Consider the following 15,824-nt stretch of genomic DNA (forward strand, 5'->3'; position numbering starts at 1 on the left):
AACAAAATGAGTAACATTACAACTATAGATACTTTACCTAAAAATATTTTTAAACTTAAAGAAAAATTAGGTGGTGTTCTTACAGAAACAAAAGGAGTCTATACATTAAAACTAGACGAGCTTTGCGGTAAAGGAGAAATAAAACAATACATTTTAAATAACGGCATTGTAGTATATAAGTTTAATATAGCATTAAATAACGATTTAGTTTTCGAGTTTGAAACCCAAGCAAAAGACAGCTTATTTTTTGCATATTGCACACAAGGCACAAGCTTTTTTAAATCTAATGACAACGAAAAATATAATAAAACTGAAGAGTTAAGACCTACAATATTACTTAACAACTTAAACACTCAGCAAAATATTATTATTAAAAAAGATCTTAATTTTACATTTGATTTAATTGAAATTAATAATACCGAGTACTTTAATAGCTTTACACAGAATAATGTAAATGCTAATTTAGAGATTGAAAATTTAGTTAATTATTTAAAAACACATAAATCTCACACAAAATTAAACGCTTATAATTTAAAAGTTTCCGATAAGTTAAGAGAAACTAATATAGATAGTACCACCACTCCATTAACTGGACTTCTTAAAACAAAAAGCACATACTTATACATTCTAGCACTTTATTTAGAGCAATTTTATAACGAAGTTTACAATAATAAAATCACCTCTACTTTATCTAAATCCGAACTTCAAAAGGTGAGACTTTTAACAGACTTTATTGTTACTAATCCAGAGTTACAACATACTATTAACAGTTTATGTCAAAAAATTAGCATGTCTCCTGCAAAATTACAAGAAGGCTTTAAAGCTATGCATGACACAACTGTTGCAGACTTTGTTAGAAACATACGTGTTGAAAAAGCCGAAAAACTTTTATTAGAAACAGATTTAAATATTTCGGAAATTGTTTACTCTATAGGTCTTACTAGTAGAAGTTACTTTTGCAAAATATTTAAACATAAATACAATTGCAGCCCTAAACGATACAGAAAAATCTCGCTAAATAAATATTAGACATTTTTATTCTAAAATAAGAAAAGGGATATCAAAAATTTGATATCCCTTTTTAGTTAAAAAATTATTTTAACCAACCAAAAAAATAATTAATCAACTATGTCTTCTAGTCCTTTTATTGTGTTTAATCCAGCTTCTATTTTAGATCGTTGATCCTGTAAAATAGATTTTGTAGATGCTGGTAGGCTTGTTTCATTTATTACTTCATTGTAATCGCTTACAGCAGTTTTTTCTCCTCTAATAGATTCCTCCAACATACTTTCTTCGTTTTCACTAGAAAACAACGCTTTAGTATCCATCCAAGCTCTATGTAAGCTACCTTTTATACTTCCTCCTTTATCCACTTCTTGTCCAAAGCTTTTAATCTCACTTTTTAGTTCGTGTCCAAAATCGTATCGTTGTTGCGCTTTAGAATTAAAATAGTTTTTTAAACCTGTATGATTGATATTTTCTGCTGCTTTTTTATAGCCTTTTTCAGCATCATAGGTTCTTTCTAATAATTCATTTAATTTCTTTCCTACTTCTTCTGTGTAAGTTCCCATAATTTTATATTTTTTGTTGTTAATAATTTGTTTCTGAAAGTTTTATCTATCTTACTTTCAATATAAAATTATGAATTATTTGAAGCACATCTTTGCTTAAAGAGAATTATAATTGTCCTAAAAAATTACTAATATATTTAACATAAAAACTTCTTAAAATTATATAAATAAAACTCACATTTTAATCTAAAAAATCTGGTTTAAATTGTTCTATTAAAAAAAGTAAAGCTTGCTCTGTAAATGTAAAATATTCTTTTAGTTTTTGTTCTTTGTCTATTATTTTAAAAGCGTCCTCTATTTTACCAGAATTGTAACTCTCTACAATTACAGGATGTATATAATACTTTTTGCAAACATTTCTCGTGTTGCCTAAGGCTTTTGCAGCAGCATCATAAGCTTGTAAAATATTTTTGGCTTTTTGTTCTTCATTATTACTCAGTCCTAAATCGTATAATGTATTTAAAAATATAACTGAAGCTGCCCAAGTTCTAAAATCTTTGGCTGTAAAATGTTGATTGCATAGAGAAAAAATATAGTCGTTTACCATAGCACTATCTATAGTATGTTTATCTCCGTTACTTTCGTAATACTTAAAAAGCTCCCAACCTGGCAACTCTTGACATTTATTAATTAAATATCTCAATTTTTTATTCCGTAAACTTATAGAATGTTGCTTTCCTTTTTTTCCTATAAAATTAAATTTAATTTTATCTTTTTGTACTTCTACATGTCTTGTTCTTAAGGTAGACAAACCATATGTTTTATTCCGTTTTGCGTATTGCTCATTACCTATTCTTATGTGAGTTTCTTCCATAAGTTTTATAACGAGAGCTAATGTTTTATTTTTTGGCCATCCTTTTTGATCTAAATGAATATCTATTTGCTCACGAATAAGAGGAAGTAACTCTCCAAAAAATTGCATCCTATAAAATTTTGTTTGATTTCTAATTTTATTCCAAACTGGATGATACCTATATTGTTTTCTATATTTGGCATCTCTTCCTGTTGCTTGCAAATGCGCGTTCTTAATATATGATATGTTTACATTTTCCCACGCTGGTGGAATTACCAAACTACCTATTCTTTCTATTTCATTTTTATCTTTTAATGGCTTACCATTAAATTCGTAAACAAAAGTTTTTTGCTTACGTTTTCGTTTTATCTTTAAAGCATCATCATTAGTATAAACCAAATTTAATTGCTCTATTGCAATTTCTGGCGCACTCCAAAGTTGTTTTAAGAATTTTTCGTTTTCACGTTTTGGATTTGCCATGACATTTTACCTTTGAGATTTAATATAATCTTGATATTCTTTAGATAGAGAAGCTTTTTCTTTTTCTGTTAAAACTTTTCCCGCCATTTGAAAAATGGTACGCTCCTCGTCTTCTAAATGATGCTCTACATCATGCTTTAATTTTTTTGCAATTTTTAACCATCCTGGAGAATCGTAATCCATCTCTTCTAATTGCTCTAACAATTCGTCTATTTCGTGATGCTCTGCAATAGCATGCCTAGCTTGTTCTTGAGTTAAATCGTCATCTATTAAAGGAATATAAAAATAACGCTCTTCTCCATCTTCATGGATGACTAATTCTTTTTTTACTTTTTTAAAAATATCATCTCTTTCCTTTGTATCTCCAGAGGTTTCAACTAATTTTTTCAACAACTCGCGTTGGATGTCGTGGTCTTTTCTTAATGCTTCAAAAATGTTCATATTGTTGGTTTTTAATTTCAATTAAATCTAAAAAAATCAAATAAATTTTATGACTCTAATAGCTTAAAAAAGTAATGTTATAAACTAAAAAAACCAGCAGTGGCCGGTTTTTTATAGTTATTTTTAATAATGTGTTATTTTCTAAATAGTTTTTTAAGTAACATCATAGATCCTATCTTGCCTGCAACTTTTAAACCGGTTTGCATCCATTCTGCAGGTTGCAAACTTTCCTTTAAATCTCCTTTAACAGATTTTAGTTCTTCTTTTGCTATTTCTCTTTCAAGATCGAGCCTTCTAAGTTCTACTTCAATGTCATTAAAATTAAGAAATGTTTTTTTCATTATTTAAAAAATGTTTTAGATAATTTTAAAATTACTTTAGAATCTATAGAGCCTCTAAAAACATATAACAAACTAGAAATTATAGCGTAGGCTAAACCTACTATAACAAAACCTAGAGTGTAACTATTTAATAGAGCTCCTAAGTAAAATGCTAAAGCAATTGATAAAAAAGTTATCCCAATTAGAAAAACGCCTCCAATAGCAACAACTTTAAATATCATACTTACAGACATAGAAAGCTGTTGAAATATTTTAAGCTTGTAATAATCGTGAGACTTTTTTAAATATTCTTCAGATTGGTCTAATGCTTTATTTGATGCTTCATTTATAGAATCGAATACAGACATATATTATGATGTTTTCTGTAATTTCTTATTCTTAGCTTTTAAAGTTTCAAGTTTTTGCTCTAACGATGTTATAATGTCTTCAGCTTTATAACTAGCATTTTGCACCACACTCTCTAATTGAGAATCCAATGTTTCTTTTCCAGAAACCATGCTGCTTGCAAGTTGTTCTTTTAAATCTGTAGCACTACTAACAACTTTATCTTTAGCACTAGTAGCCTCTTCTGTTAATTTTCTTCTAGTATTTACTCCTTTATCTGGTGCAAATAAAATTCCTAAAGTTGCTCCTATTGCAGAGCCTAATAATATTCCTAATGCTGCATTTCCGTTATTCATGATTGTTTTTCTTTTTATGGTTAATAATATTTTTTACTTCCCTAATAAATAGGCTATTAAGTATAATGTAAAGTTACAAAAGAACACACACAATTTTCTTAAAATAAACATAAATGAATTGCTAAATCTTTGTTAATATAACATTAAAACAATGTTTTTTAAGAAAAATTATAGAAATTTATCAAAGAAACAACCAAAAAATGAAGAATACAATAACAACAATTAATCCATATAATGGTGCCGAATTAAATAAATTTCAACGCTTTTCCGTTGATAAGATAGATTCTATATTAAATAATGCACAAAGCACTTATAATGAGTGGAAAACTACCACAATAAAATCTCGAACAAAGCTATTAGTAAAACTTGGAGATGTTTTAAATAACAATCTAGAAGAGTATAGTAGATTAATGACTGAAGAAATGGGTAAACCAATTAAAGAAAGTCGTGCAGAAATTGAAAAGTGTATTCTTTTATGCGATTTTTATAGTAAAAATTCAGAATCATTTTTGGCTGATGAGATTATAGTAACCGAAGCTCAAGAAAGCTTTATAAGCTACGATCCTTTAGGTGTTATTCTTGGTGTTATGCCATGGAATTATCCTTTTTGGCAAGTATTTAGGTTTGCAGTACCAACACTAACTGCTGGAAACACTGCTCTACTAAAGCACGCATCTAATGTTACTGGATGTGCTTTAGCCATCCAAAATTGTTTTGAACAAGCAGGATACCCAATAGGTTGTTTTCAAACCTTATTAACAGACCATGACAATATTGAAGAATTAATTAAAAATAAAATTATTAAAGCCGTTTCTGTAACTGGAAGTGAAAAAGCTGGCATCAGCATTTCTACAACCGCTAGTAAGGTTTTAAAAAAATCGGTTTTAGAACTTGGCGGAAACAATGCTTGTATTATTCTTGATGACGCAGATTTAGAAAAACACATGGACACAATTGTAAAAGCCAGATTTCAAAACTCTGGACAAAGTTGTATTGCTGCTAAAAGATTTATTGTAACAAAAGGTATTTATAACAAATTTATAAAACAGTTTAAAGAAAAAGTAGAAGCGTTAAATTACACAGACCCAATAAAAGAAGATGCCGAAATTTCTGTTTTAGCAAGAGAAGATTTAGCTAAAGACTTACAAGAACAAGTGGATGCCTCTGTAAAAAAAGGTGCTAAAGTTTTAGTAGGAAACAAAAGAGATAATGCCTATTTTTCACCAACCATACTTATAGAAGTAACTAGCGACATGAAGGTTTTTACCGAGGAAACCTTTGGACCAGTTGCACCAATAATTAAGGCAGACAGTATGGATCATGCCATAGAATTAGCTTCTAACAGTAGGTTTGGATTAGGCACTATGCTTTTTACGAAAAACACAGAGGCTGCAAAACTAAAAATAGGAGAAATAGCAGATGGCTCTTTCTTTATAAACGATATGGTAAAATCTGACCCAAGATTACCTTTTGGAGGCACAAAAGCTTCTGGTTATGGTAGAGAATTGTCTCAAGAAGGTATACACGAATTTGTTAACAAAAAAACAGTATATATTAATAAATAAAAAAAAAGAAAAATTATGAGTTTAATTAAAGACGAAAACGAAGATAGAGGAGATTATATTTTACAAAAAGACAAAACAACAAAAGGCGTATCTACATTTGTTATTGTAGCATTAGTGCTTTTAGTTATTGCTGTTGTTGTATCTGGACTATATTTTAAATGGTTTTAATAATTAAATATTATTATTCAACTAAAAAATCGAAGTACTGATTTCTGTATGGCTCACCTCTTAAGGTAAAATGCCACCATTCTTGAGCATAATTTCTAAAACCATTGGCAAGCATAACTTTTTGTAATGTTTGCCTGTTTTTAGATTGTTCATTTGTTAAATCTTTATTTTCAACCCAAGATTCTTTACCAAAAAAATCGTAAGGAGATCCCATATCTAAAGGCTTACCGGTTTCTAAATCAACAATTGTAACATCTAATGTACTACCACTACTATGTCTAGATTTAGATGCTATATAACCTTTTTTAAATAAATTACGTTTATCTTCTCTTGGATAAAACTGTTGCTTCATCAAGGTATCGTTAATTACTTTTGCCCAACGTACAAAATGATTTACTGCTCGTTGTGGTCTATAAGCATCGTATATTTTTATAGATAAGTTTTGTTTAGCCAATTCTTGCTGCACTTTTTTTAAAGCTAATGCAGTTTGCTTAGTCATTATAGCTACATTGGCATTATAACCATCGATAATAGAGCCAACAAAATTATAATCGCCGCAATATTGTAAATCAACATTTACGGTTGGAATCTCATTTTTAGCATACACAAAACCTTTTGGTAATTGTGCAAAAGCAACAAAAGAAAATAGCGTTAGCAAAAAGCTTAATACAAATCTCATAACAAATAATTTTTATGCTAATTTAGAGAAATAATCATTTATATAAACTAATAGCTTACTCCAACCTATAAATTAGAATACGCTTTATGCTCTCTCACAAAGAAATACATCTTAATTTACCAAACTCAGATATTAGCTATTATCCAAATTTCTTTTCTAAAAGCGAAGCACTAGATTTTTATAATACTATTTTAAACGAAACCAATTGGAGACAAGATAATATCACAATTTTTGGTAAAACATATGCGCAACCTAGATTAACAGCTCTTTTTGCCAATAATACAAAAACGTATAGTTACTCTAACATTATTATGCACCCAGAACCATTTACCAATACATTATTAACAATAAAAAGTAAAATTGAAACTCTAACAGATGTAAATTTTACAACATGTTTAGCTAATTTATATAGAGATGGTAAAGACAGTAATGGTTGGCATGCAGACAACGAAAAAGAATTAGGAAAGAATCCTGTAATAGCATCTATAACTTTAGGAGCTGCCAGACACTTTAGCCTAAAACATAAAAATGATAAAAATTTAAAACATAAACTATTATTAGAAAATGGCAGTTTATTATTAATGAAAGGTGAAACACAACATTTTTGGCTGCATCAAATTGCTAAGACCAAAAAGGAAGTAAAACCAAGAATTAATTTAACATTTAGAGTTATTTACTAAAGTTTTGCGCACAAAAAAACCAAAGTCCCTCAACTTTGGTTTTATGTATTTGCTTTATATTTTTGGTTAGATTTAGGGTTACTATATCAACAAAAAGCGATGCAAATATTAATTAATTAATCCATTGACTAAAAAGTATGTTTCTTAGCACACTCCAAATGTAGGGTAGTTTTTAATTTTTAGACGTTTAAACACATTGATTTTCGACGAAATGCACAAAATTTTAACACAAATAGACAAAATAGCCATTTAAATCGACAAAACACACATTTGCTCAATCAAATTTATCGTGCTTTTTTATATAAAATTAAACAGTAAATTTGTTTTAAAATATTGCAAATGGCATTCTATTTGTAAAATAAAAAGTATAAACATATAATATTATGAAAACAAGGTTTCTAATTGCATTATTATTTTTTGGAAGTTTAGGTTTTACTTCGGCCCAAGAAAAAAATTATACAGCGCAAGAGATTGCTGTAAACAAAATAATTGATGGAACTTTACTCCTTCCCAACGGTATAAAAAACCCAGATTTAGTTATCATAATTGCAGGTTCAGGACCTACAGATAGAGACGGCAATCAAAACTTTTTAAAATCAAATTCTTTAAAAAAATTAGCACAAGGCCTATCAGAAAAAAATATTGCTACTTTTCGTTACGATAAGCGCATAGTAAAACAAATAAGAAAAGGCAACGTAGATAAAAATATAATGTTTGATGATTTTGTAGTTGATGCAAAATCTGTTCTTAATTATTTTAAAAACACTAAAAACTATAACAAAATTTATATTGCCGGACATAGCCAAGGTAGTTTAATTGGTTTATTAACCGCTAAAGATGGTGCAGATGGTTTTATTTCTCTTGCCGGAGCAGGCCAATCTATTGGTAGTGTACTTATTGAGCAAGTTGAAAAAACAGCACCAATGTTTTTAGAAGATACTAAGCGCATTGTTAAAGTTTTAGAAGAAGGAAAAACCACTACAAACTTTCCTCCTGCTTTGGCTAGTATTTTTAGTTTAGAAATACAACCATTTATGTCTAACTGGATGTCTTACAATCCGCAAACTGAAATAAAAAAACTAGACATGCCTATATTAATTATAAACGGCACTAAGGATTTACAAGTTTCTGAAGCTGAAGCTAAACTTTTACATGATGCTGCACCTAAAGCTCAATTAAAAATTATTGATAAAATGAATCATATTTTAGTACCTATTGAAGGTGATGATTTAGAGAATTCAAAATCTTACAACGAAGCAAATAGAGCATTAGCTCCAGAGTTAATTGAAACCATAGTTTCGTTTATAAAATAAACATTTAAAATTAAAAAAAGGCTTACAAAATTGTAAGTCTTTTTTTTACACCATAAAACAAAGTGAGTTTTTAGAAATAGAAAAAGCGCCTACTAAAGGCGCTTTTTCATACTAACCAACCAAAAATATGATAATTACTACTCTTAGATTAAAGTAACCACACTCTAAAATTGTCGTTGTAGTAATTACATCTACTAGTTCAAATAACGTGCCATTTATAACTAAAGTATTTATATAATTTTATTTTATGAAAACTTTCACATTAAGCACTTTGTATTAAGTCACAAATAAAAAAATCATTTAAAAACAAAACTTTATATAATAGAAAAAGCGCCTACAAGAGGCGCTTTTTCATACTAACCAACCAAAAATATGGTAATTACCACTCTTAAATTAAAGTAACCACACTCTAAAATCGTCGTTGCAGTAATTACTATTTATATTTCAATTAGTGTGCCAAAGTGTTTTTATAGTATTCATATTAAAGTATTTTAAGAAATGTTTCACATTATTAATGTATAAAAAAAACAACTTAATAACAAGTAAAGATATGTTTGCCACAATAGCAGAAATAGCAGGTATAGAAATTAAAGAAATAAATGATAGCAAAAGCTTTAAGCCGCTTTTATCTAAAGAGCAGTCAATTAGAAAGCGTCAATATTCTGAAATAAAGAATAACAAAAATGATGCTTGGACTATACGCAATGGTACCTACAAATTAATAGTATTTACTGACGGCAAAGAGGAAATCTATAATTTAAGTAATGATCCTTACGAGAAAAACAACATTTTAAATTCGACTTTAAATACTATTAAAAAAAATCTAAAGAAGAATTAGAAATCGAATTATTAAGAATAAGAAATTAAAAAACCACTAACTATACTCTACTTGATTTTATAAAATAAATAGGCTAACTTCGTTTAACGTTTGATATAAAACGTTGATTTTTATCAACGAAATATTACAAACATCAAAACCAGATATTAATTTTTAAATTTAAAACCATGAAACAATTTTACATTTTAACTTCAATTTTTATTTTAAGTTTTAGTCAAATATATGGCCAAACTGAATGGACAGGACCTACTATTACAGTGACAAAAACAGATTATGCTGATTGGACGCTACCAGAAAACCAAGACGCAATTACAGCTAATGTTATTTTAACTAGAGCTGATAATCGAGGGATTTTTAACATCGCACAAGAAACTGAATTTGACAATAATAATTATACTAGTCCGATAGATACAGAATGGGCAATTGGCACTATTGCTGATGGTGTTGGCACACTAACATTTGATACATGGGATAATACTCATTCAGCTAGTCCTCAAAATATAATTAATGTTGATGTAGTACTTCACTTAATAACTGATGACATTTATATCGACACTAAAATAACTGCTTGGACATCTGGTGGTGCTGGTGGCGGATTCACTTACGAGCGTTCTACTGACCCATCTTTGAGTACGAACAAATTCGAGCTGGACAATGCTTTTAAAATATATCCAAACCCATCTAATGACTATATTTATATTTTAGGATTAACTGGAATTGAAAAATATACAATTTACAATGTTTTAGGAGCCAAAATTAAAAAAGGAGTTATTTCTAATAATGAAAAAATTGACATTAGAGATTTTACAAATGGATTATATTTCTTGAAATTTGAAAATGGAAATACTATTAAATTTTTAATAGAATAAAATAGCCAATAACATTTTCTAAAAATGCATAACTAACGGTTGAGACCGTTAAACGAACTTTTTTCCAAAACATAAAAAAAGCACAGTCCTAAAACTGTGCTTTTAATTTATATATTATTTTAACATATCGGCGTATGCAGAAATTTATTTAAATCTCACGTTTAGTATCCCAAGCTTCTAAATAATCTTTTACTGCTTTAACAAATTGTCCACCAAGTGCTCCATTTACAACACGATGGTCGTAAGAGTGCGACAAGAACATTCTGTAACGAATACCTATAAAATCGCCATCTGGTGTTTCTATTACTGCTGGCACTTTACGTATTGCTCCTAAAGCTAAAATTCCTACTTGTGGCTGGTTTATTATTGGAGTTCCCATAATACTACCAAAAGTACCTACGTTTGTTACAGTATAAGTTCCTCCTTGTATATCGTCTGGCTTTAATTTATTTTCTCTTGCGCGTTTTGCTAAATCGTTTACCTGCTTTGTCATGCCAACTAAATTAAGTTGATCTGCATTTTTAATAACTGGCACAATTAAATTGCCATCTGGTAAAGCTGCTGCCATACCCAGATTAATATTTTTCTTTTTAACAACTGTGTCGCCTTGAAGAGAAATATTCATCATTGGGAAATCGCGTAATGCTTTTGCAATTGCCTCCATAAAAATTGGCGTAAACGTAAGGTTTTCTCCTTCACGTTTCATAAAACCATCTTTTACCTTTTTTCTCCAATTCCAGATATTTGTAACATCTGCTTCAATAAAACTTTGCACATGAGCACTTGTTTGTACACTTTCTACCATATGGTGTGCAATTAATTTGCCCATTCTACTGAGCTCTATAATTTCATCACCTTCAGCAGAAACCACAGGAGCTGCAGATTTTTTCTTTTCCACTTTAGTTTCTGGTGTAGCTTTTTGTATTGGAGCGTTTTGCGCTACGTTTTGAACCGATTGCTTACCTCTATTTGCAATATATGCTTGCATATCTGCTTTAGTAACACGGCCATCTTTTCCTGTTCCTGTAATAGTATCTAATTCTGCTTGAGCAATACCTTCGGCTTTAGCCATATTTTTTACTAAAGGAGAATAAAATCTATCTCCATTAGAAGTAATTGGAGCTGTACTTTCTTGTGCAGCTACAACTGTTTGAGAAACTTCTGCAGCAGTAGCAGGTGCTTCTTCAACTACAGTTTCTTCAACCTTTGGAGCTTCAGCAGTAGCACTACCTTCTCCTTCTGTTTCTATAATAGCAATGGTTTGTCCTACTTGTACAACATCGTCTACATTAAATAGCACCTCAACTAAAACGCCATCTACTTCACTTGGTACTTCGCTATCTACTTTATCTGTTGCAATTTCTAAAATTGCTTCATCTTGTTCTATAGTATCTCCAACTTCTTTTAACCATGAAGTAATTGTTGCTTCAGCAACACTTTCTCCCATTTTCGGTAATTTTAGTTCAAACTTTGCCATATTAATAATAAATGTGTCTTTTTATAATTTTAGAATGCAAAATTACTAAAAAATAGTCGATTTATCTGACTATTCAATATAATAATATTTTTACATTTTTAATATTTTGGTACTTAAAAGCGTATTACCTCACCTCTACTTTTGGAGGAATGACTTCCGAGTATAAAATTAGCGTTTTTTGGAAGTATTTTAAACGATAAATTTTTATTTTTTTCTGAAGTTTCCATTTCATCTATAATCGTTTGATAACTAATATAATTAGCATCAAAAATTACTTGTGTATTGTTTTTAATTTTAGAAATATCTAAAACAACATCAACAGGTTTTGATAAAATTTTTAATAATGCCTCTTGGTTATTATTTGAAACTAGAGCATAGTTTTTAAATTTTAAAATTTTTGTAGAATTAGTTTTACCAAACCATTGCGCAAATTGTATTCCTAAAAAAACTAAAGCATCAAAACACCAATTATTTTTAAAATGTTTTTTATAAAATATTTGCATTGCACCATAAAACCGTTTTGCATAAGTTTTATCTTTTAAAGTACTTTCTCCCTTATAATGTATTACACTTGTTTTCCCGTAGTAATAGCTTTTATAACCTGCTTTTTTAATTTTATAACTTAAATCTATGTCCTCGCCGTACATAAAATAGTCTTCGTCAAAACCTTTTACCTCGTTATAAACAGTTTTTTTTAATAGCATAAAAGCACCTACAAAAACATCTGTTTCGCCTATTTCATTCTCATTTAAATGGTTTGCGTAATAATGCGCATCGTTACCTAATGCTTTTTGTATTGCTATTTTTGTAATTGGAACATTACGCTTACTTTCTGGCAAAAAAATACCGTTACCATCTATTAATTTGCAACCTACAACACCAACATTATCTTGCATTTTAGCAAAACTTAATAACGTTTTAAAAGTATTTTCACCAACAACTGTATCTGGGTTTAAAATACATACAAATTCTCCTTTTGCTAATTTTACACCAATATTATTACCTTTAGAAAAGCCTAAATTCTCTTTATTTTCAATAAGTTTTACGTTTGGAAAATTTGCTTTTACCATTTTGCAACTATCGTCGTGAGAGTTATTATCGACTACAATAATTTCTGCTTCAAAATCCTTAATAGCTGCTTCTACACTTTGTAAACACAACTCTAAAAAGTAGCGTACATTATAGTTTAGTATGATTACTGAAAGTTGCAAATGCAATTATTGTTTTAGTGAGGCTTCAAAAGGAATACGATTTAAAATACTGCGTCCTAGTGTAATTTCATCGGCATATTCTAACTCATCTCCAACCGAAATTCCTCTTGCTATGGTTGATGTTTGCACTTCTAAACCATTTAACTGTTTAAAGATATAGAAGTTTGTAGTATCGCCTTCCATAGTTGGACTTAAAGCAAAAATAAGCTCCTTAACGCTGCCACTTTTAACTTTATTTACCAAACTTACAATATTTAAATCGTGAGGTCCAATGCCTTCTATTGGATTAATTTTTCCTCCTAAAACATGGTACAAGCCTTTATGAGATGCTGTATTTTCTATTGCCATAACATCTCGTACATCTTCTACCACACAAATAATATCTTTTTTTCGTAATGGATTAGAGCATATTTCACAAATTTCTACATCACTAATATTATGGCACGATTTACAAAATTTTAAATCTTCTCGCATTTGTGATAATGCTTGAGATAAATTTTCTGTTTGCTCTTTAGGTTGTTTTAGTAAATGTAATGCTAAACGCAATGCTGTACGCTTACCAATTCCTGGTAATTGCGATATTTCGTTAACGGCATTTTCTAAAAGTTTTGATGAGAATTCCATAGACTGCGAATTTAAAAATTAGTCAAGACTTTCACTAATTTTCGTGCATCTAAATACTATAAGCTTAGGTGATTCTACTCATTATATTTCACAATTTTTAAACTACTAACTTACATCTGTAAACTTATTTTGTATTTTGGCAGCAAGAATATAATTTTCATGACAGCTACTCAAATTTTACTCCTAATTGCAGCCTATTTTGGTGTACTTATTTTAATCTCATATTTTACAGGAAAGGAAGATACAAATGCAGCATTTTTTAAAGCTAATAAATCTGCTCCATGGTATTTAGTTGCTTTTGGGATGATTGGCGCTTCTTTATCTGGTGTAACTTTCATTTCTGTTCCAGGATTAATTGCCGGTCAAGAGTTTGCATATATGCAAGGTGTGTTTGGCTTTTTTGTAGGCTACTTAGTAGTTGCTTTTGTACTTATTCCTTTATACTATCGGTTAAACGTTACTTCAATTTACCAATATTTAGAAGATCGTTTTGGTGTTGTAAGTTATAAAACTGGCGCCTTTTTCTTTTTATTATCTAGAGTAACCGGTGCTTCTTTTAGACTTTACCTAGTAGCATTAGCAATGCAGTATATTGTTTTTGAAAGTTTAGGTGTTCCGTTTTGGATTACAGTAGTTATTTCTATTTTATTAATCTGGCTTTATACTAACAAAGGCGGTATTAAAACAATTATTTGGACAGATACTTTACAAACTATTGCTATGTTAACTTGCGTTATTGTAGCTATTATTTTAATACTAAATAAATTAGATTGGACTTTAGCCGAAACATTTACTAAGGAAACCTTTAAAAATAAAAGTCAAATTTTCTATTTCGATGATTTTAATAGCAAGATTAATTTCTGGAAATATTTTATTGGTGGTATTTTTATAACAATTGCTATGACAGGCTTAGACCAAGATATGATGCAAAAAAACTTAACCTGTAAAACTGCCAACGAATCTAAAAAGAACATGCTTTCTATGTCTGTTTTATTGGTTGTTGTAAATCTTATTTTTTTAACACTTGGTGCTTTATTATTTATTTACGCAGACCAATTTAGTGTAGCAATACCAGAGTTAAATGGCGTAACTAGAACAGATTTACTGTTTCCAGAAATAGCCATGAATCAAGGTCTTGGAAAAGGTTTAGCTATAACATTTATTATTGGTTTAATTGCTGCTGCTTATAGTAGTGCAGATAGTGCCTTAACATCTTTAACCACATCTTTTTCTGTAGATTTTTTAGACATTGAAAAAAAACCAATTGAAGCGCAAAAACCTTTACGCAAAAAAGTGCACGTAGCTGTATCTATTTTACTTATTGTTGTTGTAGTAATTTTTAATTATTTAGAAGGAAGCGTGGTAAGCAACCTCTTTAAATTTGCAACGTTTACCTACGGCCCTTTACTTGGTCTTTTTGCTTTTGGAATTTTAACTAAAAGAAATATTAAAGACAAATATGTGTGGATTATTGGTTTGGTATCAATAACAATAACCTATTTAATAACACTAGCGCCTGCCGCTTTTTCTAACAGTTTTATAGGTAACTATGCGTTTCATTGGGAAATTTTACCATTAAATGGATTAATTACTTTTCTTGGTTTGTTATTAATTTCTAAAAGAAAGTAATTTTACACTTAAAACTTATTAATTTATTTTCTCAAATAATTAAATGTAAAATTATTAATATTGATTTGTAGAAAGCATTACTAAGGTACAGGCAACTTCAAACTCAATATTGTTATCTCTTAAAATTGAATAAAACTCAGGATTTTCTGTTCCTGGATTAAAAATTACGCGCCTTGGCTGTAAAGACAATATATAGTTGTAATACTGCTCCTGCCTTTTAGGATTTAAATACAATGTTACCGTATCTATATTATTATATTGTTTTAACTCTGTATCTATTACAATACCATTTACCACTCCTTCTCGCAAACCAAAAGCTACAGTTTCATGCTTATAATTATTTAACTTTTTAATAGCCATATTAGAATATCTTTCTGGTTTTGTTGAAGCACCAATAACTAATGTTTTCTTACTCATATTTAATTGTGTTAAAATTTTAAAAGTTACGCAAATAAGCGTAACAAA

Annotated in this window: 19 protein-coding genes; 8 read left to right on the forward strand and 11 right to left on the reverse strand. The window is 29.3% G+C overall.

The window, feature by feature from the left end; translation table 11 throughout:
* The first annotated feature begins 6 nt into the window (after window positions 1–6).
* Window positions 7–1,029 (forward strand): helix-turn-helix domain-containing protein, encoded by a 1,023-nt coding sequence (locus tag CLV86_RS07905; protein ID WP_121051430.1) that lies wholly within the window; start codon window positions 7–9, stop codon window positions 1,027–1,029.
* Window positions 1,030–1,118: 89 nt separating this feature from the next.
* Here the strand turns inward: CLV86_RS07905 and CLV86_RS07910 are convergent, their stop codons facing one another.
* From CLV86_RS07910 to CLV86_RS07935, 6 genes are all read right to left on the reverse strand, one after another.
* Entirely contained in the window at window positions 1,119–1,571 is a 453-nt protein-coding gene (locus CLV86_RS07910) for a ferritin-like domain-containing protein (protein ID WP_076733733.1), read from the reverse strand.
* Between the two features lie 181 nt (window positions 1,572–1,752).
* Window positions 1,753–2,844: a DNA topoisomerase IB gene (locus CLV86_RS07915; protein ID WP_121051432.1), complete on the reverse strand. Its 1,092-nt coding sequence runs from the start codon at window positions 2,842–2,844 to the stop codon at window positions 1,753–1,755.
* Window positions 2,845–2,850: 6 nt separating this feature from the next.
* Complete coding sequence (locus CLV86_RS07920; protein ID WP_076733735.1) at window positions 2,851–3,285, reverse strand: hemerythrin domain-containing protein; 435 nt, start codon at window positions 3,283–3,285, stop codon at window positions 2,851–2,853.
* A gap of 134 nt (window positions 3,286–3,419) precedes the next feature.
* The gene (locus tag CLV86_RS07925) at window positions 3,420–3,626 is read right to left on the reverse strand and encodes a hypothetical protein (protein ID WP_076733736.1); all 207 of its coding nucleotides are present in this window, start codon (window positions 3,624–3,626) and stop codon (window positions 3,420–3,422) included.
* Complete coding sequence (locus tag CLV86_RS07930; protein WP_121051434.1) at window positions 3,626–3,973, reverse strand: hypothetical protein; 348 nt, start codon at window positions 3,971–3,973, stop codon at window positions 3,626–3,628. Before CLV86_RS07930 ends, CLV86_RS07925 begins: the two co-directional genes overlap by 1 nt.
* 3 nt (window positions 3,974–3,976) lie before the next feature.
* The gene (locus CLV86_RS07935) at window positions 3,977–4,306 is read right to left on the reverse strand and encodes a YtxH domain-containing protein (protein WP_346226932.1); all 330 of its coding nucleotides are present in this window, start codon (window positions 4,304–4,306) and stop codon (window positions 3,977–3,979) included.
* Window positions 4,307–4,506: 200 nt separating this feature from the next.
* On the opposite strand from CLV86_RS07935, the gene CLV86_RS07940 reads away from it, so the two are divergent.
* A complete protein-coding gene (locus CLV86_RS07940) occupies window positions 4,507–5,871 on the forward strand; it encodes an NAD-dependent succinate-semialdehyde dehydrogenase (protein WP_121051438.1) in 1,365 nt (454 codons plus the stop codon).
* Between the two features lie 15 nt (window positions 5,872–5,886).
* A complete protein-coding gene (locus CLV86_RS14220; protein ID WP_170148519.1) occupies window positions 5,887–6,039 on the forward strand; it encodes a hypothetical protein in 153 nt (50 codons plus the stop codon).
* Window positions 6,040–6,052: 13 nt separating this feature from the next.
* On the opposite strand, the gene CLV86_RS07945 is transcribed toward CLV86_RS14220, so the two are convergent.
* The gene (locus tag CLV86_RS07945; RefSeq protein WP_076733740.1) at window positions 6,053–6,718 is read right to left on the reverse strand and encodes a M15 family metallopeptidase; all 666 of its coding nucleotides are present in this window, start codon (window positions 6,716–6,718) and stop codon (window positions 6,053–6,055) included.
* 86 nt (window positions 6,719–6,804) lie between these two features.
* On the opposite strand from CLV86_RS07945, the gene CLV86_RS07950 reads away from it, so the two are divergent.
* The 4 genes from CLV86_RS07950 to CLV86_RS07965 all read left to right on the forward strand — a co-directional run bounded on the left by CLV86_RS07950 (window position 6,805) and on the right by CLV86_RS07965 (window position 10,418).
* The gene (locus CLV86_RS07950; protein ID WP_121051440.1) at window positions 6,805–7,398 is read left to right on the forward strand and encodes an alpha-ketoglutarate-dependent dioxygenase AlkB family protein; all 594 of its coding nucleotides are present in this window, start codon (window positions 6,805–6,807) and stop codon (window positions 7,396–7,398) included.
* A 383-nt stretch (window positions 7,399–7,781) separates the two neighbouring features.
* Window positions 7,782–8,711: an alpha/beta hydrolase gene (locus tag CLV86_RS07955; RefSeq protein WP_121051442.1), complete on the forward strand. Its 930-nt coding sequence runs from the start codon at window positions 7,782–7,784 to the stop codon at window positions 8,709–8,711.
* Window positions 8,712–9,261: 550 nt separating this feature from the next.
* Window positions 9,262–9,549, forward strand: coding sequence for a sulfatase/phosphatase domain-containing protein (locus CLV86_RS07960; RefSeq protein WP_147427020.1), 288 nt, complete (start codon window positions 9,262–9,264; stop codon window positions 9,547–9,549).
* Window positions 9,550–9,716: 167 nt separating this feature from the next.
* Window positions 9,717–10,418, forward strand: a complete 702-nt coding sequence (locus CLV86_RS07965) for a T9SS type A sorting domain-containing protein (protein WP_121051446.1) — start codon at window positions 9,717–9,719, stop codon at window positions 10,416–10,418.
* Window positions 10,419–10,566: 148 nt separating this feature from the next.
* Here CLV86_RS07965 and CLV86_RS07970 read toward each other — a convergent pair whose 3' ends face one another.
* From CLV86_RS07970 to recR, 3 genes are all read right to left on the reverse strand, one after another.
* Window positions 10,567–11,895, reverse strand: coding sequence for a dihydrolipoamide acetyltransferase family protein (locus tag CLV86_RS07970; protein WP_121051448.1), 1,329 nt, complete (start codon window positions 11,893–11,895; stop codon window positions 10,567–10,569).
* Between the two features lie 113 nt (window positions 11,896–12,008).
* Window positions 12,009–13,106 (reverse strand): glycosyltransferase family 2 protein, encoded by a 1,098-nt coding sequence (locus CLV86_RS07975; RefSeq protein WP_121051532.1) that lies wholly within the window; start codon window positions 13,104–13,106, stop codon window positions 12,009–12,011.
* A 6-nt stretch (window positions 13,107–13,112) separates the two neighbouring features.
* Entirely contained in the window at window positions 13,113–13,730 is a 618-nt protein-coding gene (recR, locus tag CLV86_RS07980; protein ID WP_121051450.1) for a recombination mediator RecR, read from the reverse strand.
* A 159-nt stretch (window positions 13,731–13,889) separates the two neighbouring features.
* Here recR and CLV86_RS07985 point away from each other — a divergent pair, with 159 nt between their 5' ends.
* A complete protein-coding gene (locus CLV86_RS07985) occupies window positions 13,890–15,359 on the forward strand; it encodes a sodium:solute symporter (RefSeq protein ID WP_121051452.1) in 1,470 nt (489 codons plus the stop codon).
* A 54-nt stretch (window positions 15,360–15,413) separates the two neighbouring features.
* Here CLV86_RS07985 and CLV86_RS07990 read toward each other — a convergent pair whose 3' ends face one another.
* Window positions 15,414–15,776, reverse strand: a complete 363-nt coding sequence (locus tag CLV86_RS07990; protein ID WP_121051454.1) for a CoA-binding protein — start codon at window positions 15,774–15,776, stop codon at window positions 15,414–15,416.
* Window positions 15,777–15,824: the final 48 nt, after the last annotated feature.

Origin of the sequence: Lacinutrix venerupis, assembly GCF_003663945.1 — a bacterium.
Classification (GTDB): domain Bacteria; phylum Bacteroidota; class Bacteroidia; order Flavobacteriales; family Flavobacteriaceae; genus Lacinutrix; species Lacinutrix venerupis.

Bases quoted from the DNA above. Each gene is read 5' to 3' on its own strand.
- CLV86_RS07905 (WP_121051430.1), top strand. From the start codon at position 7: ATGAGTAACATTACAACTATAGATACTTTACCTAAAAATATTTTTAAA.
- CLV86_RS07910 (WP_076733733.1), bottom strand. From the start codon at position 1,571: ATGGGAACTTACACAGAAGAAGTAGGAAAGAAATTAAATGAATTATTA.
- CLV86_RS07915 (WP_121051432.1), bottom strand. From the start codon at position 2,844: ATGGCAAATCCAAAACGTGAAAACGAAAAATTCTTAAAACAACTTTGG.
- CLV86_RS07920 (WP_076733735.1), bottom strand. From the start codon at position 3,285: ATGAACATTTTTGAAGCATTAAGAAAAGACCACGACATCCAACGCGAG.
- CLV86_RS07925 (WP_076733736.1), bottom strand. From the start codon at position 3,626: ATGAAAAAAACATTTCTTAATTTTAATGACATTGAAGTAGAACTTAGA.
- CLV86_RS07930 (WP_121051434.1), bottom strand. From the start codon at position 3,973: ATGTCTGTATTCGATTCTATAAATGAAGCATCAAATAAAGCATTAGAC.
- CLV86_RS07935 (WP_346226932.1), bottom strand. From the start codon at position 4,306: ATGAATAACGGAAATGCAGCATTAGGAATATTATTAGGCTCTGCAATA.
- CLV86_RS07940 (WP_121051438.1), top strand. From the start codon at position 4,507: ATGAAGAATACAATAACAACAATTAATCCATATAATGGTGCCGAATTA.
- CLV86_RS14220 (WP_170148519.1), top strand. From the start codon at position 5,887: ATGAGTTTAATTAAAGACGAAAACGAAGATAGAGGAGATTATATTTTA.
- CLV86_RS07945 (WP_076733740.1), bottom strand. From the start codon at position 6,718: ATGAGATTTGTATTAAGCTTTTTGCTAACGCTATTTTCTTTTGTTGCT.
- CLV86_RS07950 (WP_121051440.1), top strand. From the start codon at position 6,805: ATGCTCTCTCACAAAGAAATACATCTTAATTTACCAAACTCAGATATT.
- CLV86_RS07955 (WP_121051442.1), top strand. From the start codon at position 7,782: ATGAAAACAAGGTTTCTAATTGCATTATTATTTTTTGGAAGTTTAGGT.
- CLV86_RS07960 (WP_147427020.1), top strand. From the start codon at position 9,262: ATGTTTGCCACAATAGCAGAAATAGCAGGTATAGAAATTAAAGAAATA.
- CLV86_RS07965 (WP_121051446.1), top strand. From the start codon at position 9,717: ATGAAACAATTTTACATTTTAACTTCAATTTTTATTTTAAGTTTTAGT.
- CLV86_RS07970 (WP_121051448.1), bottom strand. From the start codon at position 11,895: ATGGCAAAGTTTGAACTAAAATTACCGAAAATGGGAGAAAGTGTTGCT.
- recR (WP_121051450.1), bottom strand. From the start codon at position 13,730: ATGGAATTCTCATCAAAACTTTTAGAAAATGCCGTTAACGAAATATCG.
- CLV86_RS07985 (WP_121051452.1), top strand. From the start codon at position 13,890: ATGACAGCTACTCAAATTTTACTCCTAATTGCAGCCTATTTTGGTGTA.
- CLV86_RS07990 (WP_121051454.1), bottom strand. From the start codon at position 15,776: ATGAGTAAGAAAACATTAGTTATTGGTGCTTCAACAAAACCAGAAAGA.